A 19,761-nucleotide genomic window follows, 5' to 3' on the forward strand; every position below is an offset into this window, starting at 1 on the left:
GGGTAGCGCTACTTGCTGTTGCCGCCGGGGAAGCCGGCGAATCTCTTGTTGAAGCTCGAGACACGACCTTCGACCTTCATCTGGCGCTGCTCACCGGTGTAGATGGGGTGGGAGGCGCTGGACACGTCCAGGCTGATGTAGGGGTAGGTCTCGCCTTCGTACTCCTGGGTACGATCGCTCTCGGCGGTGGAGCGGATCAGGAAGTAGGTGTCCGAGGTGGTGTCATGGAACAGCACAGGACGGTAGTTGGGATGGATACCGGGTTTCATGAGGCGTCTCCTGCTTTGGGACCACCGTGCGGGACATCCGCGGGCAGTCGATAAAGATACATTATAACATATACAGCGCAATCCGTCAGCCCTGCCTGTGATGGCCGAGGCAGACCGCGACATCGCCACGGAACCATCCGCCGCGCTTGGGGCTCGTAACCTGAGGCCCTGACCGGCAGGCGTCCCCTTCCTCTCCATGAGACCCGCCGCCGGTCGATGCGTGCGGCCGGGTGTGCGCTGCCTGCAGATGATCTGCCCGGCGTAGCCCCAGCCTGCACGCACAGCGCCCTGCATTGGCTTTTCAAGGATCCCGAGAAGTCCACACGCATTGGATGCGCACGCTGGGTTCAGGAGTGAACTCCCCGCGCCGCATCCCAAGGACTCAAGAGGCACAGAACCATGTGCGGCATCGCCGGCGAGCTTCGTTTCGATCAACAACCCGCAGCCATCGGCGCGGTGGAGCGCATCACCCACCGCCTGGAACAGCGCGGACCCGATGCCTGGGGCTTCCACAGCCAGGGTCCGGTCGCCCTCGGCCATCGGCGGCTGAAGATCATGGATCTGGCGGAAGCCTCGGGCCAACCCATGATCGAGCCGGAGCTGGGCCTGTCCATGGTGTTCAACGGCGCCATCTACAACTACCCGGAACTGCGCCAGGAACTGGAAGCCAAGGGCTATCGCTTCCACTCGGGCGGCGATACCGAGATCCTGCTCAAGGCCTATCACGCCTGGGGCAAGGCCATGCTGCCCAAGCTCAATGGCATGTTCGCCTTTGCCATCTGGGAGCGCGACACGGGCCGGCTGTTCATCGCCCGTGACCGCCTCGGCATCAAGCCGCTGTACCTGTCGTTCACCGACAAGCGCCTGAGATTTGCCTCCAGCCTGCCCGCGCTGCTGGAAGCCGGGGACATCGATACCCGCATCGATCCGGTCGCCCTCAATCATTACCTGAATTTCCACGCCGTGGTCCCGGCGCCGCGGACCATCCTGCAGGGCGTGCAGAAGCTGCCGCCAGCGACCTGGATGACCGTGGACGCCTCCGGTAATCGGCATCAGGAAACCTGGTGGACCCTGGACTACGGCCCCCGGGAAGACGAACGCCGCTTCACCCTGGACGACTGGGCCGAGCGTGTCCTGCATGGCCTGAAGGATGCCGTGGCGATCCGCCAGCGCGCCGCGCGTGAGGTGGGGGTGCTGCTGTCCGGCGGCGTCGACTCCAGTCTGCTGGTCGGCCTGCTGCACGACTCGGGGGTCAAGGACCTGCTGACCTTCTCCATCGGCTTCGAGGATGCCGGCGGCGAGCGCGGCGACGAATTCCAGTATTCCGATCTGATCGCCAATCACTACGGGACCCGCCACCAACAGCTGCGCATCGCCGAAGACGAGATCATCCAGCAGCTGCCGCGCGCCTTCTCCGCCATGAGCGAGCCGATGGTGAGCCACGACTGCATCGCCTTCTACCTGCTGTCGCGCGAGGTCTCCAAGCACTGCAAGGTGGTACAGAGCGGCCAAGGCGCGGACGAACTCTTCGCCGGCTACCACTGGTATCCCCAGGTGCATGGCGCTGCCGATCCCTTCGCCGCCTATCGCGCCGCCTTCTTCGACCGCGACTACGCCCAGTACGCCGCCACCGTGCAGGCCGGCGTGCGCCTTGAGGAAGATGCCGCCGAGGCCTTCGTGCGCCAGCACTTCGCCCAGCCGGGTGCCAGCGCCGGGGTCGACAAGGCCCTGCGCCTGGACAGCACCGTGATGCTGGTGGACGACCCGGTCAAGCGGGTCGACAACATGACCATGGCCTGGGGCCTGGAAGCCCGGGTGCCCTTCCTCGACTATCGCCTGGCCGAACTCTCGGCGCGCATCCCGGCCGAATTCAAGCTGGGCGACGGCGGCAAGCAGGTGTTGAAAGCGGCGGCGCGCAAGGTCATTCCCCACGAAGTGATCGACCGGCCCAAGGGCTATTTCCCGGTACCCGGCCTCAAGCACCTGGAAGGCAACACCCTGACCTGGGTACGCGAACTGCTGCTGGACCCCAGCCAGGATCGCGGCCTGTTCGAGACCGCCGAGATCGACCGCCTGCTGACCAATCCGGCCGATCGCATCACGCCCCTGCGTGGTTCCAAGCTCTGGCAACTGGCTGCGCTCAACCTCTGGCTGAGCGAGCACGGACTGTGAGGGCGCAAGACGCATGAAAGCGACCAGCTACAATCAGCGCCTCCAGCGCGCCCAGACGCCCTCCTACGAACGCCTGCAGGCCCGCCTGGCGGAGGGGGACCACCCCATCTCCGAGCCGCTGTGCCTGCACTGCGGCTGGGGCCGGCTGCTCGTCGGCCACACCTATCCCGATCCCGCCAGCCTGGCCAAGGAGTTGCTGGCCGAGACGCCGGGCGAGCGCGACATCGCCCTCTATGTGGCCGCGCCCCACCAGGTACTGGCCCAGGCGCCCCAGCAGCTGTTCCTCGACCCCTCGGATACCCTGCGCCTCTGGTTCAGCGACTATCGCCCCGCGCGCCGGATCTACCGCGGCTTCCGCATCCGCCGGGCCTGTTCCGCACAGGACTGGAGCGAGATCAATCGCCTCTACCAGCAACGTCACATGCTGCCCGTCGACACCGAACGGCTGACGCCCCGCCACAAGGGCGGCCCGGTGTACTGGCTGGCGGAAGACGATGACAGCGGCGCCATCATCGGCTCGGTGATGGGGCTCAACCACGTCAAGGCCTTCCAGGATCCCGATGGCGGCTCCTCGCTCTGGTGCCTGGCGGTCTCCCCCGAGTGCAGCCGCCCTGGCGTCGGCGAGGCGCTGGTACGCCATCTGGTCGAACACTACGCCAGCCGAGGCCTCGCCTACCTGGATCTGTCGGTGCTGCATGACAACCAGCAGGCCAAGCGGCTCTACGACAAGCTGGGCTTCCGACCGCTGCAGACCTTCGCCATCAAGTGCAAGAACGGCATCAACCAGACGCTGTTCCTCGGCCCCGGTCCGGCTGCCGACCTCAATCCCTATGCGCGGATCATCGTCGACGAAGCCCTGAGACGCGGTATCGAGGTGCAGGTGGACGATGCCGAAGGCGGTCTCTTCACCCTGATCCAGGGCAACCGCCGTATTCGCTGCCGCGAATCCCTCAGTGACCTCACCTCCGCGGTGACCATGACCCTCTGCGCCGACAAGGTGCTGACCAGCCGCACCCTGGCCCGGGCCGGGCTACGGGTACCGGAGCAGTGCCTGGCGGGTAGCGACGAAGACAATGCCGCCTTCCTGGACAAACATGGCGCCCTGGTGGTCAAGCCGGTCAATGGCGAGCAAGGCAAGGGCGTCGCCGTGGATATCCGCGATGCCGAGCATCTCGCCGCGGCCATCCAGGCCGCTCGGCGGTATGACGACCGCGTCCTGCTGGAAAGCTTCCACCAGGGACTCGACCTGCGGGTGGTGGTCATCGGCCACGAGGTAGTGGCCGCAGCCATCCGGCGGCCGGCGGAAATCGTCGGCAATGGCCAGCACAGCGTCCGCGACCTGATCGAGGCCCAGAGCCGCCGACGCCAGGCGGCCACTGGCGGTGAGTCGCGCATTCCACTGGACGAGGAAACCGAACGCGCCATCCGCAGCGCCGGCTACGACTGGGACAGCATCCTGCCCACCGGTACCCGGCTGGCGGTACGCAAAACCGCCAACCTGCATACCGGCGGCATCCTCGAGGACGTGACCGCCAGCCTGCACCCGGCGCTGGCCGAGGCGTCCATCCAGGCGGCCCGGGCGCTGGACATCCCGGTGACCGGCATGGACCTGCTGGTCACCGCCGCCGATGCACCCGACTACGTCATCATCGAAGCCAACGAGCGGCCGGGCCTGGCCAATCACGAGCCGCACCCCACCGCCGAACGCTTCATCGACCTGCTGTTCCCGCTCTCCCGGGAGGTTCCGCTATGAATCGACTGCCCGAACCGGATCTGGACTACCTGCGCAAGGTCCTGCTGGACCTGCTGGCGATCCCCAGCCCCACGGGTTTCACCGACACCATCGTCATGTACGTGGCCGAACGGCTGAACGAACTGGATATCCCCTTCGAGCTGACTCGGCGCGGCACCATTCGCGCCACCCTCAAGGGCCACAAGGAGAGCCCGGATCGCGCGGTCTCCGCGCACCTGGACACCATCGGCGCCATCGTCCGGGAGATCAAGGACAACGGCCGCCTGGGCCTGGCGGCGGTCGGCCATTGGTCGAGCCGCTTCGCCGAGGGCAGCCGCGTCAGCCTGTTCACCGATGACGGCACCCTGAGGGGCAGCGTGCTGCCCTTGCTGGCCTCCGGGCATGCCTTCAACACCGAGATCGACAAGATGCCGGTGAGCTGGGACCACATCGAACTGCGCCTCGACGCGGTGACCAAGAGTCGCCACGAGACGGAGCAACTGGGCGTGCAGATCGGTGACTTCGTCGCCTTCGATCCGCTGCCCGAATTCACCGACAGCGGCTACATCAGCTCCCGTCACCTGGACGACAAGGCCGGCGTCGCCGCCCTGCTCACCGCGCTGAAGATGCTCAAGGAAAGCGGCCAGACGCCGCCGATCGACTGCCATCCGCTGTTCACCATCACCGAGGAGGTCGGCTCGGGAGCGGCTGGCGCCCTGCCTTGGGACGTCAGCGAATTCGTCGGCATCGACATCGCCCCGGTCGCCCCGGGGCAGAGATCCGACGAGCACCGCGTCAGCGTGGCCATGCAGGACTCGGCGGGTCCCTACGACTATCACCTGTCGCGGCACCTGCTGCGGTTGGCGCAGCACAACGACATCCCGGTACGGCGTGACCTGTTCCGCTACTACTACAGCGACGCCCATTCGGCGATCAGCTCCGGGCAGGACGTACGGGTCGCGCTGCTGGCCTTCGGTTGCGATGCGACCCATGGCTACGAGCGCACCCATATCGTCAGCCTGGCGGCGCTCAGCCAGTTGCTGACCGGCTACATCCTCAGTCCGCCGGTGTTCGACAGCGATGCCCAACCCGCCGACAGCTCCCTGGAGCGTTTCGGTCACCAGCTGCTGCCCGAGGACACTCACCTGGACAACCAGACGCAGCTGCCGCCGCTCGAGGAGGTGGTCGGCGACGGCAACAAGTAAGGGCCGACTCCTGCGCCTGGGGTATCCTGGGCGCTTTTTCCCGAGCACCCCGCCATGATCATCCCCCACGACCAACTCGCCGCCGCCACCCTGGACAACCTGCTCGAGGACTTCGTCACCCGCGACGGCACCGACAATGGCGACGAGACGCCCCTGGCGACCCGCACCCAGCGGGCCCGGCGCGCGCTGGAAACCGGCGAGGCGGTGATTCTCTTCGATCCGGACAGCGCGCTGTGCCAGCTGGTGCTGCGCCGCGACGTCCCGCCCGAACTGCTGGACTGAAGCGCCAGCCCGGCTAGGCGCTGCCCCGAGGCGCCAGCAGGATCACCAGTGCCCCCACCACGCAGAGCAGGCCACCGGCCAGGTCCGTCCAGGTCGGCCGGGTACGCTCCACCAACGCCAGCCAGCCCAGAGAGGCGACCACATAGATGCCGCCGTAGGCGGCATAGGCGCGTCCGGCATAGGCCGCCTCGATGCGGGTCAACAGCAGGGCGAAGAGCACCAGGCTGGCCAACCCGGGCGCGATCCACCAGGGGCTGCGATCCAGCCGCAGCCACAGCCAGAAGGCGTAGCAGCCGGCGATCTCGAACAGTGCCGCCAACAGGAACCATAGGTAGTTCAGCACGGCGCCACGCCGTCGTCCTGGCGATAGGGCAAGGCCTCCGCGGCCTGGCGTGCATAGGCCTGGACCCCGGCCCGCTCCTGCGCGAGAAAGTCCGCGACGGCCGCCCGCAATCCCGGATGCACCAGGTAATGCCAGGAGTGCGTCAGCGTCGGCTCGAAGCCGCGAATCAGCTTGTGTTCGCCCTGGGCCCCGGCATCGAAGCGCTGCAGCCCCTCGGCGATGGCGTATTCGATGCCCTGGTAGAAACAGGTCTCGAAATGCAGCTGGTCGAATTCCTGCAGGCAGCCCCAATAGCGGCCGTAGAGGGTATCGCCGTCCCTCAGGTAGAAGGCCATGGCCACCGGCCGACCGCCCTGGCGAACCAGCACCACTCGAATGGCTTCGGGCAGTCGTTCGGCCAGCAGGCTGAAGAAAGCCCGCGTCAGATAGGGATCCTGGCCCCGGACCTCGTAGGTGTTGGCGTAGCAGGCATAGACGAAGTCCCACTCCGCCTCGCTCAGCTCGCCGCCCTGGCGCCACTCGAAGCTCACCCCGAGCCCGGCGACCTGGTCACGCTCCTTGCGTAGTTGCTTGCGTTTGCGCGAGGTCAGGGCGGCGAGGAAGTCCCCGTAATCGCGATAGCCGCGGTTGTGCCAATGGAACTGGCAGCCGATCCTGGCCAGCCAGCCATCGCGGTCCTGCAGCAGGGCATCGGCCTTGGGGTCGGTGAAGTTGACGTGCAGGCTGGAGAGCTCCAGACCGGCCAGGCTGCCGGTGGTGGCATCGAGCAGGGTCGCACAAGCACTCGGATCGCCCAGCAGGCGCGCGCCCTGCACTGGTGAAAAGGGAACGGCGGCCAGCAGCTTGGGGTAGTAGTCGATGCCGGCACGGCGACAGGCATCGGCCCAGGCCCAGTCGAAGACGTATTCGCCATAGGAGTGCATCTTGAGATAGGCCGGCATGGCCGCCAGCAATAGACCCTGGGCATCCTTGAGGATCTGATGCGCCGGCTGCCAGCCGGTACCCTTGCCGAGGCTGCCACTGTCTTCCAGGGTGGCGAGGAATTCATGGCGCAGGAAGGGCTGGTCGTCCGCCAGCAAGGCGTTCCATTGCGCCGCAGGTACCTGGGCCAGGCTGTAGAGATACTCGACGATCATCCCGCTCCCCTTTGCTTGGCTGTGTCTGAAAAGAGCCTGCGTTCGGCCATACGGCGTCAAGACCCGCAAAGTCGCCAGTTCGACCTGGGTGACTCCCTCGGAGCGCTCATGACCCTTCGCACGTTCGCACGCGAGCGTGGTCGAGCGCGAGTCCGCTTTCCCTTCCCCGCCGCTTCGACTCGCCGGCGCTCGCCTTCGAGCCACCCTGTGGCTGCAACTCCCCTGGGTCGTCGCGCCTCGCCCGACCTCGGCTCGGCGATTTTCCGACAGGCGCTGGACTCGGTACAGGTCTACCACCGATTCATGCCGAAGCGGCATCTGAGCACAGACCCTGGCGAATGGCTTTGGTGCAGACGAAAAAAAACCGCCGTGAGGCGGTTTTCTTCGATATGGCGTCCCCTAGGGGACTCGAACCCCTGTTACCGCCGTGAAAGGGCGGTGTCCTAGGCCACTAGACGAAGGGGACGTTACCCGGGTGCGACCCTTGCGGACCGCGAAATTGGTGGAGCTAGACGGGATCGAACCGTCGACCTCTTGCATGCCATGCAAGCGCTCTCCCAGCTGAGCTATAGCCCCAAGTACAGCATCGTGCCACGCCTGGGATACGTGACCGATAAATGGCGTCCCCTAGGGGACTCGAACCCCTGTTACCGCCGTGAAAGGGCGGTGTCCTAGGCCACTAGACGAAGGGGACGTTACCCTGTTGCGACCCTTGCGGACCGCGAATTTGGTGGAGCTAGACGGGATCGAACCGTCGACCTCTTGCATGCCATGCAAGCGCTCTCCCAGCTGAGCTATAGCCCCGCGTACAACGTTCGCCACGCCTGGGATACGTGACTGATATGGCGTCCCCTAGGGGACTCGAACCCCTGTTACCGCCGTGAAAGGGCGGTGTCCTAGGCCACTAGACGAAGGGGACGAAACCTTCTACCGATTTCCCCCGCAGGCGAAACCGAAAATTGGTGGAGCTAGACGGGATCGAACCGTCGACCTCTTGCATGCCATGCAAGCGCTCTCCCAGCTGAGCTATAGCCCCGTCGGTCAGGACGGGGCGCATGTTAAGAGGCCACGCTTCCCCTGTCAACACCAAAAAGCAAAAAAGCTGCTAGTAACAGACACTTATACCCTGCTCGGATCAAATCGCCCGGGACAGCGCCAGACGCTGGGCACGCGCAGCCAGCAGGTAGGTGAACTTGCCCTCGCTGGACGAGAGCTTGCGTAGCACCTTCTTGTCCAGTGCCTTGAAGGCGCCCATTTCCAAAGCTGTGCGTCCCGAACTGCCGATCACCATGCCAGGGTTGGCGACCATCAGGCGGGCCGCCTGCTCCACCGCCTTGGCGTAGCTCTTGCGGTCATCGAAATCGTAGCCCTGCAGCGGCAGCAGCATGCGTAGCCACTCCGCCCAGTAGAACTCGAGGAATTCCGAGGGCAGCACCCGCCCGTCCGGTGTGCGCGGCTTGTCGTAGCCGATCTGGCGGGTGAAATAAACCAGGGCGCGATAGGGGTCATCCGCCATGGCCGCGAGCCCCAGGGACGCCGGGAGCTGCTCGGGCAGGATGGGCCGGCCCTGGGGATCCTTGAGCCAGGCCTTGCGCTGGTCAAGCAGGCGAATCCAGAAATCGGCCATGCTCGCGCAGGCACTGAGGTCATCGGTAACCCTGACCCAGACCGAGGTCTCGGGACCACCGCCGGGGTGCTCCCAGAAGGCGGAAAAGGTGTGGTGCCCGTCGGTCAGGTAGAGTTGCTGCCCCGGCCCGATGACCACCGTCTTCATTTCGTCCGGGCAGGTCCCGGGCGGCTGGACGCCCAGGGTGTCACCGGCCGAGCGTAGGCTGGTGCCCGGCTGGATCCCGGCGCTGAGGTGCTGGCCATTGGCTTCGCAATAGTCGTCGAACAGCTTGCGCCGGTCGCAGGCGTACTTGCCAAGCTTGTAGAGCACCTGGTCGTGGCCGATCGCGGGCTGGGTCGGGCGCAGCTGACGCAGCTGTACCCTGAGCAGGCTTCCTGGCTGCACGTGGCCTCCCTCTTTCGCTGATGTCTTCCCAGGTCCGACAACGGTCGTCCCGGGAAGACTCCTGCCGTCGATCAGACCTTGCGCAGCACCACGCTGCCGATGGAGTAGCCCGCGCCGAAGGAGCTGAGCACGCCCAGGCTGCCACTGGCCAGGTCCTGGTGGTGCAGGTGCAGGGCGATCACCGAGCCGGCCGAGCTGGTGTTGCCGTAGGTATCGAGGATCACCGGGGCTTGGTCGGGCTCGGGCTCGCGTCCCAGCAGGCGTTTGACGATGAGCTGGTTCATCGCCAGGTTCGCCTGGTGCAGCCAGAAGCGCGACACGCGCTCGACGGGGATATCCAGTGCGGTCAGGTGCTCGGCGATCAGCTCGGCCACCAGCGGGCAGACCTCCTTGAACACCTTGCGACCTTCCTGGACGAACAGCTTGTCCGGGTTGCTCATGCCCTCCTCCGCCGCCCGGTTGAGGAAGCCGAAGTTGTTGCGGATGTTGTTGGAGAACTGGGTGAACAGCCGGGTCCCGAGGATCTCGAAGCGATGGGCCGAGGTCGCCTGGTCGGCGCGCTCCACCACCAGGGCGGTAGCGGCGTCACCGAAGATGAAGTGGCTGTCACGGTCGCGGAAGTTCAGGTGGCCGGTGCAGATTTCCGGGTCTATCACCAGCACCGCGCGGGCCTGGCCCAGTTGCACGGCGTTGGCGGCGGTCTGCAGGCCGAAGGTCGCCGAGGAACAGGCGACGTTCATGTCGAACCCATAGCCCTGGATGCCGAGGGCGGCCTGGACTTCGATGGCGACCGCAGGATAAGGCCGTTGCAGGTTGGAACAGGCGACGATGACGCCATCGATGTCGGCGGCGGTACGGCCGGCGCGTTGCAGCGCTTCACGGGCCGCGGCGACGCTCATCTCGCAGAGGATGGAGGGCTCGTCGTTGGCGCGCTCGGGGATGTGCGGGACCATGCGCGCCGGATCGAGGATGCCGGCCTTGTCGACCACGTGGCGGCTGCGGATGCCCGAGGCCTTCTCGATGAAGGCCGCGCTGGATTCCGGCTGGGGTGCCAGGCTGCCCTGGGCGATGGCCTCGGCATGCTCGGCGTTCCACTGGCCCGCCCACTGGTTGAAGGACGCAACCAGTTCGTCGTTGGAAATGCTTTCGGGCGGCGTATACAGCCCACTACCGCTGATGACCGCGTGCTGCACGGCTATTCCTCTTGTTGTCAGGATGACGCCGTGCCAGTTTGCCGCAAATCCGGGGTGGACGCCCGTGCAATCTCAGCGGCGATTGGCCGCCTCGGCCGCGCGCAGGACGTCGCTGCCCACCTCGCTCTCGTATCTCTTGATCAGGGGGGCCACCGCGGCGCGCCAGACCTCGCGCTCGGCCGGCGTCGGCACCAGGATCTTGCTGGTATTGGCCGCCACGACGCGCTCGCGGGCCTTGGCATTGATGGCCTCGGCGTCGCGGTTCACCGACTGGGTCACCTCGTCGAGAATGGCCTCCAGCTCGCCACGGATCTGGAACGGCAGCCCGTTCCAGAAGGCGGTATTGGTGATGAGCATGTAGGTCAGGAAACTGTGGTTGTCCTCGACGATATAGGGCTGCACGGTATTGATCTTCTGCCCCAGCAGGTTGGACCAGGGATTCTCCGCCCCCTGCACCTTGCCGCTCCGCAAGGCGTCGTAGACCTCGGCGAAGGGCAACTTCACCGCCTGGGCGCCGAGCTGTTGATAGTAGGCGGCGAGGACATCGGATGACTCCACGCGGAAGGTCAGGCCCTTGAGATCGGCCGGGCTGTGCACGTCCCGCGTGGCGGAGAGCTGGCGGCCGCCGTTGTTCCAGTAGCCGAGCCCGGTGATGCCATGGGTGACCAGGCTGCCCAGGAGTTCACGGCTCTTGTCGCGACGCTGGAAGCGCTTGACCGCCTCGATGCTGTCGAACACATAGGGCAGGTCGTAGACCCGCAGCGGCTTGGACAGGGCGTTGAGCTTGGACACCGAGGGCGCCAGCAGCTGGACCTGGTTGGTGCGCAGGGCCTCCAATTCGTTGGCATCGCCCACCAGGCTGGAGCTGGGATAGACCTCGACCTTGACCTTGCCCGCCAGGCGCTCCTCTACCAGTCGCTGGAACTGCAAGGCTCCCCGGCCCTTGGGGGTGTCGTCCGTCACCACATGGGCGAACTTGATGACGATGGGGTCGGCCTGGGCGAGCGGCGCTGCCAGCGCCAGCAGCGCGCCGGCGAGGCTGGCGAAGAAGGTCTTGATCATGGAATTCCCTGCGATGAACTGTCCGTCGGACCGCCTGCGCGATCCAGGTCGCGATGCGTGTGCGACGCCATCACCTTAGCAGGCGACCGCCGGAAGGCTGATCAAGGGAGGGATTTCGGACGACGAATGTGCAAGAAAGCAGGATCAGGGGTAGCAACAGCGCCGTCGAAACGGCGCCAATAAAGCATCAGGGCGAGATCGGATCGCTGGCCGGGAAGGTCTCCTCGACGGACTCGTCGAGCTGTTCTTCGCTGACCTCGTCTTCGTCGTCGGCGACTGGCGGATCCTGCGGCGCTTGCTGGGCGTGGATGGCATTCATGGCGATTCTCCTGGTGGTGCGGAGGGATGACTGGGTGGCCAGATCGAGACCGGCCTAGAGGTTAGTCATGCCGATGCAGACGGACGTTCAGCTCGTCGACGATCGGTGCCCAGTCGGCGTCTTCCATGATTTCGCCCTTCAGGAAGGCCTTCTGCGACGGCGACCAGAAGTCGGCCTCCGACACCTTCACGTCATCCGGCAGCGGCGAGTGGCTGTCGATGAAGGCATCGATGCTGGCCGGATCCGAATCCAGCCCCAGTTGTTCGAAAAGCGTCGTCAGATCGTGAACGGGAAGTTCCATGTCGGTCTCCTGGAAGTGTCTTTCGCTAGCGGTGATCATCTAGAAAGGCGCCGACCGCAACGGGTTCCCTGCCTTAAGGGATCCTTCATCCTCTTTGCTTAAGGTGCACCCACGTTTCCCCCCACTCAGGGCCACCGCCATGTCGCTCCCCGTCTCCTCCATACAGTTCAACCCCGCCCCGCGCCGCATCCTCGTCACCGGCGCCACCGGCTTTCTCGGCGGCGCCGTCACCCTGCGCCTGCTGGAGCTGGGTCACGTCGAAGGGCTGAGGTTCCTCGTCCGCGCCGCCTCCCAGGCGGAAGGCCTGGAACGCCTGCTGCAGAACCTGCGGGTGCACGATGTCGACGAACGCCTGGCCGCGATGCTGCAGCCCGAGCAGATCCTCTGCGGCGACCTGCTGGACACCCATTGGATAGAGGCGGCCAAACCCCAGCTGCAGGCGCTGGACGAGGTGATCAACTGCGCCGCGGTGGCGTCCTTCTCGCGCAACCCGAAGATCTGGCCGGTGAACGTCGAAGGCACCTTCGCCCTCGCCCAGGCCTGCGCCCAGTCGCGTCGGCTGAAGCGCTTCCTGCACGTCAGCACCGCCATGGCCTGCGGCCCGCAGCGCCAGTCGCCGGTGGCCGAGACCTGGGACTTCCCGGAGCCGGAACAGCAACTGGTGGACTACACCGCCTCCAAGGCGGCCATCGAGCTGAAGCTGCGCAACGAATTGCCGCTGCTGCCGCTGGTGGTCGCGCGCCCCTCCATCGTGGTGGGCCATCGCCGCTCCGGCTGCAAGGCCTCGGGCAGCATCTTCTGGGTGTTCCGCATGGGCTTCGCCCTGGAGCGTTTCACCTGCGGGCTCGACGAACAGATCGACGTCATCCCGGTGGACTACTGCGCCGAGGCCCTGGTCGAGCTGGCGCTCAAGCCGGCCCTGAGCCACAGCCTGTACCACATCTCCGCCGGCCATGCGGGCGCCTGCACCTTCGGAGAGATCGATGAGGCCTACGCCGGCGCCATGGGCGATGCCCCGGTGGGCGAGCGCTATCGCCAGGTGGCCAGTGCCGACCTCAAGGAACTGGCCGCGGATTTCAACGAGCGCATCGGCCCGGCCAACCCGCGCCTGGTGCTGCGCGCCCTGAAGTTGTACGGCGGCTTCGCCGACCTGAACTACCTGTTCGACAACCAGCGCCTGCTGGAAGAAGGTATCGCCGCCCCGCCGCGCTTCACCGACTACCTGGATGTCTGCGTGCACTCCTCGCGGGACATCAGCATCCCCGCGCAGATGCAGTGGGACTTCAAGTAGGGCATTCCCAGCGGCCGCTGGCACCCGCCAGCGGCGACCGACGAGGGCTCAGACGGCATCCCGTTCCGGCGAGTTCGACCGCGAATCGCGGACGATTTCGCTGACCGAGGCATAGCCCCCGCGGGCATCGCGCAGCATGGTGCGCAGGTTGCCCTCGATGGTGTTGCAGATGGTACCCATGGTGATCTGGTGCCGGCTGCGCTGGAAGGGGTTCTGCAGGTCGGTGCCGACCTTTTCCATCGCCAGGAAGATGAAGCCCACCACCGTGGAGGCCAGCGGCGTGTACCACTGCAGGCTTTCCACCAGGCCGATGGGCATCAGCACGCAGAACAGGAAGATGAACAACCGCGGGAAATTCACATAGGGATAGGGCAAGGGGGTATTGGCGATCCGCTCCATGCCGCCCTGCCAGTTGGACATGTCGACGAAGGTGGCTTCCAGACGCTCCAAGCGGATGCTGTCCAGCCGGCCCGCCCGATATTCCAGGGCGATGAGGCTGGAAGAGCCGCTGAGGATGGCGTTGGCGAAGTTGTTGGTCTCCTTGCGCATCGCCCATTCCTCCTTGCCCAGGTAGGTGCGGACCTCCTTGGGCAGCGGATCGCCGCTGAGCTGGCAGGCCAGGCAGCGGACATAGGCCAGGTGGCGCTCGATGAGCACCGTCTTGATGGCGTTGAAATGCTCGTCGCCATCGTCGATCAGGGTCAGCGCCTGGCGGGCGAAGCTGCGCGAGCTGTTGACCATGCCGCCCCAGAGGGTGCGCGCTTCCCACCAGCGCTGGTAGGCACTGGTGTTGCGGAAGCTGGTGAGCACGATCAGCGCCGAGCCGATCAGGGTCAGCGGTATGTTGGGCAGCTCGGCCCGTTTCTCGACCAGGAGCATGTAGTCGGCGGTGACGGCGATGTCCCACAGCAGCAACCAGAAGACCGACCAACCGACGTAGGTAAAGGTCTGCCGAAGGAATGTCAGGATGCGGTGAAAAAAACCCACGGTGATAGTCCTTAGCGCGTGATAGAAAAGGTGCAGGCATACGAACCCCGTGGGTCCGGACAGGTTCACGGCAGGCCTCTGGAACGCGGATCGCCGCGCAATCCTGACAACTGGCCAACGACTATTCGGTTTCCGAATGTGAAAAGGTCATGAGACCCGGGCTAGCCGCCACGCGGTCCACCGCCAGCGATCTCGACCCCACGTGGCGAACATCCGCGCCGCGCGGCGGTCCGACGCTCACCACGCCCTTCCGGAGCACTGCCATGACCGCCACCCCGCGCGTTCGTCTGGATGTCTGGAGCGATTACGTCTGTCCCTTCTGCTACCTGGCACTGCCCCAGCTGGCGCGGCTGCAGGAGGAATTCGGCGAACGTCTCGCCATCGAGTGGCATGCCTTCGAGCTGCGCCCCTATCCCACGCCTACCCTCGATCCCGCCGGCGACTATCTGCGCCGGACCTGGGACCGGGCCGTCTACCCCCTGGCGGCCGAATACGGCATGACGCTGCGGTTGCCGCCGGTGCAGCCGCGCAGTCGCCTGGCGCTGGAGGCAGCGGAATTCGCCCGCGAGCACGATCGCTTCGACGCCTTTCACATGGCGGTCTTCCAGACCTTCTTCGAAGAAGGTCGCGACATCGGTGAGCAGGAGGTCCTGCTGGACCTGGCGCGGCGCACCGGGCTCGATGGCGAGGCGCTGCGTGCCAGCCTCATCCGGGGCGATCACACCGAGGTGGTGCTGCACGCCGAGGACCGCGCCGAGGCCCTCGGCATCACCGCCGTCCCGGCGCTGTTGCTCAGGTCCGCGCGAGCCCCCATCGAAGACGCCCAGGTGCTGGACGGTGCCCTGCCCTTCGCCCAGTTGGCGGCAGCGGTCCGTGCCCAGCTGGATGCAGCCGACGCCTAGCGTTGCGCCGCTGGCGTCAGCTCGGGGAAGAGCACCTCGGTGAAGCCGAACCGCGCGAAGTCCTGGATCCGCGACGGATAGAGCCGGCCGATCAGATGATCGTATTCGTGCAGCACCACCCGGGCATGGAAGCCTGCGGCCTCTTCCTGCACCAGCCGGCCGTCGCCATCCATGCCCTGGTAGCGGATCCGTCGCGGGCGCGGTACCTCGCCGCGTAGCCCCGGGATGGACAGGCAACCTTCCCAGCCCAGTTCCTCGGTGGCATCCAGCACCTCGATGCGCGGGTTGATCAACACCTGCAGCGGTACCGGGGGCGCGTCCGGATAGCGGGCATTGCGCTCGAAGCCGAACACCATGAGCTGCAGATCCTCGCCGATCTGCGGGGCAGCCAGGCCCACGCCACCCGCCGCGGCCATGGTCTCGAACATGTCCTGGATCAGTTCCTGCAGCTCGGCCGAGCCGAAGCGCTCGGCGGCCACCGGCGGCGCCAGCCGGAGCAACCGCGGATCACCCATCTTCAAAATGTCACGAATCATGCGAGGATTCCTCCCTTGGCCGGCCAAGCCGCCGGCGTTCGCCAGGAGCTTAAACCAGATGTCTTCCCTACTGCTCGCCAGTGCGCTCGGCCTCGGCCTGAGCACGCCCCTCGCCCAGGCCGAGGATGCCCGGCTCGCCGCCCGCCTGGATCCGATCCTGGCGCGCGCCATCGCCCAGCAGCGGATCGTCGGCACCGTGGTGATGGTCGCCCGCCAGGGTCGGGTGGTCTATCACCGTGCCGCGGGCTTCGCCGACCGTGAAGCCGGCCGGACCATGCAGGAAGACCAGCTGTTCCGCTTCGCCTCCCTGACCAAGCCGCTGGTCGCCGTCACCGCCTTGCGCCTGGCCGACCAGGGCCAGCTGGACCTGCAGGCCCCGGTCAGCCGCTACCTGCCCTACTTCACCCCCCGGCTGGCCGACGGCACCCCGGCCGCGCCGACCCTGGCCCAGCTGCTGAGCCATACCGCCGGCCTGCACTATGGCTTCGGCGAGACCGAGCAGGGCCCCTATCATCGCGCCGGGGTGTCCGACGGCCTGGATGGCGCCCCCCAGACCCTGGAGGAGAATCTGCGCCGCCTGGCCGGGGTACCGCTGGACTTCGCCCCGGGCAGCGCCTGGCGCTATTCCCTGGGGCTGGATGTCATGGGGGGTGTCCTCGCTGCCGCCACCGGCCTGCCACTGCCGGCGGTGGTCCAGCGCGAGGTGTCTGCGCCGCTGGCGCTGCGGGACCTGAGCTTCCACGTCGCCGACGCGACGCGCCTGGCCACCGCCTATCGCGACGGCTATCCACGCCCCGAGCCGATGAGCGAACCCTACCTGTTGCCCATGCCCACCGGCGGCATCCTCTACTCGCCCGCGCGGGCCCTGGCGGCCAGCGCCTTTCCGTCTGGCGGCGGGGGCATGCAGGGCAGCGCCAGCGACTACCTGACCTTCCTCGAAGCGCTGCGCCAGGGCAAATTGCTGTCGCCGGCCCAGCAGCGGCTGTTCATGGAGGACCAGATCCCGCACCTGCAACGCGAGGATGCGCCCGGCTGGGGCTTCAGCCTGGGGGCGGGGGTGCTGCGCGATCCACGGCGGGCGAATACCCCGCAAAGCGTTGGCACCCTGCAATGGGGCGGCGTCTACGGCAATGCCTGGTTCATCGATCCCGCCCGCGAACTGAGCGTGGTGATCCTGACCAATACCGCCATCGCCGGCATGACGGGCCCCTTCCCCGACGCCATCCGTGACGCCCTCTACAGGGACTGACCGCTGGCCAAGCGGGTCTGCAGGGCGCGCAGCTGCTCCTGCAGGTCGGCATGCTCGCGCTGCAGGGCCTGGTAGTCATCGGTGACGGCGTCGGTATCGATGAACACCTGCTCGATGAATTCCTTTTCCACCAGGGTGCGCGACAACTTCGCCTGCTCTTCCTCGAGACGCTCGCGCAGGGTTTCCAGCTCCTGCTGCAGGGGGTCGTCCGCGCCGACCGGCGCGGTGGCTGCCGGACCGAGCGGCGGCTGCCGGAGGCGCCCCAGCTCCTCTTCCAGGCGTGCCACCGTCGCACCGAGGTCATCGCGCTCCCGCCGCGTTTCCACCAGGCTCGCCTGCAGGCGATCGTGTTCGAGACTCAGGCGCTGCAACTTGGCTTCGGCGCCGCGCAACTCGCGATTCTGCCCGTGCAGATTGGTGACCAGCTTGTGCGCCCGATCCAGCTTGGACTTGAGGTCGTCGAGCTTGAACTCCAGGTCTTCACGGTGGGACAGCAGCTCGTCGATCTGCGGCTGATGGGTCTTTTTCCAGTCCGGGTAGGCCGCGCCATCGACGTCGTCGAGCCTGCCCACCAGTTCGAGGCTGTCGCTCATGGCCCGCTCCAGCGGCAGTACCGCCTGCCGCTGGACGTCTGCGATCAGCCCCGCTGCTGCCTGCGCCGGGCTCGCCGCTCCCTGCGTGGCGCCGGCATCCGCGGCATCCGCGCCAGCCTCGTCAGCCTGCGGGAAGAGCCGGCGCCAGAGCAGGATCAGCACCAGCCCGATGAGCAGGACGTTGGCCAGGGTGACCAACAGGAAACCCCACTCGATGAACCGGGAATCCGTCATGCCGCCTAGCTCAGCAGGAAGGCGATGAAGCCGTCGCCGAGGCCGGGAAAGGACAGACTGAAATCCGCGCGTCCATTGTTCTGCCGCCACAGGCTATAGAGTTTTTCGAAGGGTTTCTGCACGAGATGGCTGGTGCTGAGCACCAGCGGTTGCCCACCCATGCCGGTGGCGATCATGCCGCTGAGATCGGCCAGGAAGGCCGCCGCGTTCTCGTAGATCTCCCGGCTCAGGGTCGCGCTGGCGATGGCGGCGTGGATGGCCGCCGGTGAAAAGCCGGCCAGCGAGCCACCGAGGATGCAGGCGGCATTGAGATCCAGCAGGCACACGGCCTCCAGCGCCCGGCTCTGTGGCGGGCCATAGATGCCGATCACATAGGGCAAGGCCAGGCGATCCACCGGGATCGGCGCCATGGGCTCGATATGGCAGACGATGGAAGACAGCCCCAGCAGCCGCTGGATGACCTGCGGATCGGGCCGGAAGCGCGTCGGGATCGGCAGGCTCTCGCGCCCGGAGGATTCGATGGCCTGTTCGGCGCTGGCACCGTCCTGCAACACGGTGAGCACCGCCTGCTGCAGCGTTTCCTGGGTGAAGGGCTTGGTCACGACGAAGGCCGCGCCATTGCGATAGGCTTCCTCGACGTTACGCGCCGAAGACTCGGTGGTGACGAAACCCACGTGGATGTCGCCACCGGCACTTTGGCGGATCGCCTGGAGCAACTCAAGGCCGGTCATCCCGGGCATGTGCCAGTCGGTCAGTACCAGGTTGGGCGTCCAGCTCTCCAGCAGCGCCATGGCTTCTTCGCCCGTGGACGCCACCCGCAACTCGATGTCCTTGTAGCCGGTACTGACCAGGATCCGCTTGATGATGGTCTGGACTGCCCGGCTGTCGTCTACCACGAGGAACTTCATGGCCCTTCCTTGATGTCGCAACGTTATTCCCGCGGCGAGCATACGCCAGCGCGCCGCTCTTGCATCGGGAATGACGATGTCACAGGGCCATTAACCGCTAAAAGGCTATCTTTTAACGATGTCAGGTCATCATTCAAGAACGGGTGGGGCGCCAACCTCCCGCCTTGGGCGTTCGCGGAGCACTCGAAGGCGGCGAAACGCTCTACCTTGGGATCTGCAGGCACCTTGACGGAGGATGATGGGAAAAGCGCTGCTTTTCGATCGTCCCGCGCGCGAAGGCGCAGGCTGACAGTAGAGTGCCTTCGCCTCGCACGACGTTCACTCTGGCTTGCGCACGTGCTGGACTTCCACCATCAGCGCATCGCGCTCCTGGCGGACCTGGCTCAGGGTGGTCTGGGTCCGCGTCAGGTCCGCCTGCAGGCGCTGAGCGAGGGCCTCGGCGGCGCGCAGTTCGCGATTCTGGACGTGCAGACCGGCCACCACCTTGTGCGCCCGGGCGAGCTTGGCCGCCATGTTGTCCACCTTGAGCTCCAGGGCTTCGCGATGGGACAGCAACTCGTCGATGTAGGGTTGGTTGGTCTTCTTCCAGTCCGGGTAACTCTCACCATCCACCCCGTCCAGCCCCTCGACCAGATCCAGGCTGTTACTCAGGGCCTGACCGATGGGCAGCAGCTGCTGCTGGGCATCGGCGAGCAGGCTCTTGGCTGAGTCGGGCACCTCCGGTGCCTTGTCCTCGGTATCGCCCTCCCCCGTCGCCGTGGCGTTGCCGGCGAAGTAGCGCTGCCAGAGCAGGAAGATGACCAGGGCGATCAGCAGGATGTTGCACAGGGTGATAAGGAAGAAACCCCAGTCCATCAGCCGCGCCCGGTCCATCAACACGCCCTCCCGGTGTGCAGGGACGCCTTGCCGTTCATTGGCCGAGGATGCATAGCGGTGTTCATGACAGGTACCTGGCGAGGTGGACATGGCGTAGCGGGATCGACCACTACCGCAAGTCGATTTGAATCCAAAAAGACCGCTTAATCATCTCCGC

20 protein-coding genes and 6 tRNA genes are annotated in these 19,761 nt (G+C 66.2%); 7 read left to right on the plus strand and 19 right to left on the minus strand.

The annotated features are described in order from the left end of the window. Positions 1-8: 8 nt before the first annotated feature. Positions 9-269, minus strand: coding sequence for a type B 50S ribosomal protein L31 (locus ACYJP6_RS14530; RefSeq protein ID WP_145005879.1), 261 nt, complete (start codon positions 267-269; stop codon positions 9-11). Between the two features lie 399 nt (positions 270-668). Between ACYJP6_RS14530 and ACYJP6_RS14535 the strand changes: the two genes are divergently transcribed. The 4 genes from ACYJP6_RS14535 to ACYJP6_RS14550 are packed head-to-tail and all read left to right on the plus strand — an operon-like array spanning position 669 to position 5,660. Continuing rightward, on the plus strand, positions 669-2,441 hold the full coding sequence (locus tag ACYJP6_RS14535; RefSeq protein ID WP_459475713.1) for an N-acetylglutaminylglutamine amidotransferase: 1,773 nt from the start codon (positions 669-671) through the stop codon (positions 2,439-2,441). A 13-nt stretch (positions 2,442-2,454) separates the two neighbouring features. Further along, the gene (gene ngg, locus ACYJP6_RS14540; protein ID WP_459475714.1) at positions 2,455-4,194 is read left to right on the plus strand and encodes an N-acetylglutaminylglutamine synthetase; all 1,740 of its coding nucleotides are present in this window, start codon (positions 2,455-2,457) and stop codon (positions 4,192-4,194) included. After that, a complete protein-coding gene (locus ACYJP6_RS14545; RefSeq protein WP_459475715.1) occupies positions 4,191-5,378 on the plus strand; it encodes an osmoprotectant NAGGN system M42 family peptidase in 1,188 nt (395 codons plus the stop codon). The genes ngg and ACYJP6_RS14545 overlap by 4 nt, the downstream gene beginning before the upstream one ends. Before the next feature lie 54 nt (positions 5,379-5,432). Beyond that, on the plus strand, positions 5,433-5,660 hold the full coding sequence (locus ACYJP6_RS14550; protein WP_145005867.1) for a YheU family protein: 228 nt from the start codon (positions 5,433-5,435) through the stop codon (positions 5,658-5,660). A 13-nt stretch (positions 5,661-5,673) separates the two neighbouring features. On the opposite strand, the gene ACYJP6_RS14555 is transcribed toward ACYJP6_RS14550, so the two are convergent. The 13 genes from ACYJP6_RS14555 to ACYJP6_RS14615 all read right to left on the minus strand — a co-directional run bounded on the left by ACYJP6_RS14555 (position 5,674) and on the right by ACYJP6_RS14615 (position 12,028). Further along, positions 5,674-6,003 (minus strand): YnfA family protein, encoded by a 330-nt coding sequence (locus tag ACYJP6_RS14555; protein ID WP_459475716.1) that lies wholly within the window; start codon positions 6,001-6,003, stop codon positions 5,674-5,676. Continuing rightward, positions 5,997-7,139, minus strand: a complete 1,143-nt coding sequence (locus tag ACYJP6_RS14560) for a GNAT family N-acetyltransferase (RefSeq protein ID WP_459475717.1) — start codon at positions 7,137-7,139, stop codon at positions 5,997-5,999. The genes ACYJP6_RS14555 and ACYJP6_RS14560 overlap by 7 nt, the downstream gene beginning before the upstream one ends. A gap of 390 nt (positions 7,140-7,529) precedes the next feature. Beyond that, a tRNA-Glu gene (locus ACYJP6_RS14565) sits at positions 7,530-7,605 on the minus strand. Positions 7,606-7,639: 34 nt separating this feature from the next. Beyond that, positions 7,640-7,715, minus strand: a tRNA-Ala gene (locus ACYJP6_RS14570). Positions 7,716-7,757: 42 nt separating this feature from the next. Continuing rightward, positions 7,758-7,833: transfer RNA gene (locus ACYJP6_RS14575), tRNA-Glu, on the minus strand. Positions 7,834-7,867: 34 nt separating this feature from the next. Then, positions 7,868-7,943: transfer RNA gene (locus tag ACYJP6_RS14580), tRNA-Ala, on the minus strand. A gap of 39 nt (positions 7,944-7,982) precedes the next feature. Continuing rightward, positions 7,983-8,058: transfer RNA gene (locus ACYJP6_RS14585), tRNA-Glu, on the minus strand. 41 nt (positions 8,059-8,099) lie between these two features. After that, positions 8,100-8,175 (minus strand) — tRNA-Ala (locus ACYJP6_RS14590). Between the two features lie 99 nt (positions 8,176-8,274). Continuing rightward, positions 8,275-9,153 carry a ParB/Srx family N-terminal domain-containing protein gene (locus ACYJP6_RS14595; protein WP_459475718.1) on the minus strand — a complete coding sequence of 293 codons (879 nt, stop codon included), beginning with the start codon at positions 9,151-9,153 and terminating at the stop codon, positions 8,275-8,277. Between the two features lie 71 nt (positions 9,154-9,224). Further along, the gene (locus tag ACYJP6_RS14600) at positions 9,225-10,346 is read right to left on the minus strand and encodes a beta-ketoacyl-ACP synthase III (RefSeq protein ID WP_459475719.1); all 1,122 of its coding nucleotides are present in this window, start codon (positions 10,344-10,346) and stop codon (positions 9,225-9,227) included. A gap of 72 nt (positions 10,347-10,418) precedes the next feature. After that, positions 10,419-11,408: a DctP family TRAP transporter solute-binding subunit gene (locus tag ACYJP6_RS14605; RefSeq protein ID WP_459475720.1), complete on the minus strand. Its 990-nt coding sequence runs from the start codon at positions 11,406-11,408 to the stop codon at positions 10,419-10,421. A gap of 187 nt (positions 11,409-11,595) precedes the next feature. Then, positions 11,596-11,727, minus strand: coding sequence for a hypothetical protein (locus ACYJP6_RS14610; RefSeq protein ID WP_459475722.1), 132 nt, complete (start codon positions 11,725-11,727; stop codon positions 11,596-11,598). 61 nt (positions 11,728-11,788) lie between these two features. Further along, on the minus strand, positions 11,789-12,028 hold the full coding sequence (locus ACYJP6_RS14615; RefSeq protein WP_145005849.1) for a DUF2789 domain-containing protein: 240 nt from the start codon (positions 12,026-12,028) through the stop codon (positions 11,789-11,791). A 139-nt stretch (positions 12,029-12,167) separates the two neighbouring features. On the opposite strand from ACYJP6_RS14615, the gene cprA reads away from it, so the two are divergent. Next, the gene (gene cprA, locus ACYJP6_RS14620) at positions 12,168-13,319 is read left to right on the plus strand and encodes a cationic peptide resistance protein CprA (protein WP_145005846.1); all 1,152 of its coding nucleotides are present in this window, start codon (positions 12,168-12,170) and stop codon (positions 13,317-13,319) included. 48 nt (positions 13,320-13,367) lie between these two features. Here cprA and ACYJP6_RS14625 read toward each other — a convergent pair whose 3' ends face one another. Further along, positions 13,368-14,306, minus strand: a complete 939-nt coding sequence (locus ACYJP6_RS14625) for a bestrophin family protein (RefSeq protein ID WP_459475723.1) — start codon at positions 14,304-14,306, stop codon at positions 13,368-13,370. A 263-nt stretch (positions 14,307-14,569) separates the two neighbouring features. Here ACYJP6_RS14625 and ACYJP6_RS14630 point away from each other — a divergent pair, with 263 nt between their 5' ends. Then, positions 14,570-15,208 carry a DsbA family oxidoreductase gene (locus ACYJP6_RS14630; protein ID WP_459475724.1) on the plus strand — a complete coding sequence of 213 codons (639 nt, stop codon included), beginning with the start codon at positions 14,570-14,572 and terminating at the stop codon, positions 15,206-15,208. Here ACYJP6_RS14630 and def read toward each other — a convergent pair. Continuing rightward, entirely contained in the window at positions 15,205-15,744 is a 540-nt protein-coding gene (gene def, locus ACYJP6_RS14635; RefSeq protein ID WP_459475725.1) for a peptide deformylase, read from the minus strand. The two genes, ACYJP6_RS14630 and def, sit on opposite strands and share 4 nt — an antisense overlap. Positions 15,745-15,802: 58 nt before the next feature. Between def and ACYJP6_RS14640 the strand changes: the two genes are divergently transcribed. Beyond that, the gene (locus tag ACYJP6_RS14640; RefSeq protein WP_459475727.1) at positions 15,803-16,993 is read left to right on the plus strand and encodes a serine hydrolase domain-containing protein; all 1,191 of its coding nucleotides are present in this window, start codon (positions 15,803-15,805) and stop codon (positions 16,991-16,993) included. On the opposite strand, the gene ACYJP6_RS14645 is transcribed toward ACYJP6_RS14640, so the two are convergent. The 3 genes from ACYJP6_RS14645 to ACYJP6_RS14655 all read right to left on the minus strand — a co-directional run bounded on the left by ACYJP6_RS14645 (position 16,981) and on the right by ACYJP6_RS14655 (position 19,694). Next, positions 16,981-17,820, minus strand: a complete 840-nt coding sequence (locus ACYJP6_RS14645) for a hypothetical protein (RefSeq protein WP_459475729.1) — start codon at positions 17,818-17,820, stop codon at positions 16,981-16,983. The genes ACYJP6_RS14640 and ACYJP6_RS14645 overlap by 13 nt on opposite strands. Before the next feature lie 5 nt (positions 17,821-17,825). Then, on the minus strand, positions 17,826-18,728 hold the full coding sequence (locus ACYJP6_RS14650) for a response regulator (RefSeq protein ID WP_459475730.1): 903 nt from the start codon (positions 18,726-18,728) through the stop codon (positions 17,826-17,828). A 318-nt stretch (positions 18,729-19,046) separates the two neighbouring features. Continuing rightward, positions 19,047-19,694, minus strand: coding sequence for a hypothetical protein (locus tag ACYJP6_RS14655; RefSeq protein WP_459475732.1), 648 nt, complete (start codon positions 19,692-19,694; stop codon positions 19,047-19,049). Between the last annotated feature and the right edge of the window lie 67 nt (positions 19,695-19,761).

The sequence above is a fragment of the Pseudomonas sp. No.117 genome, assembly GCF_054558395.1.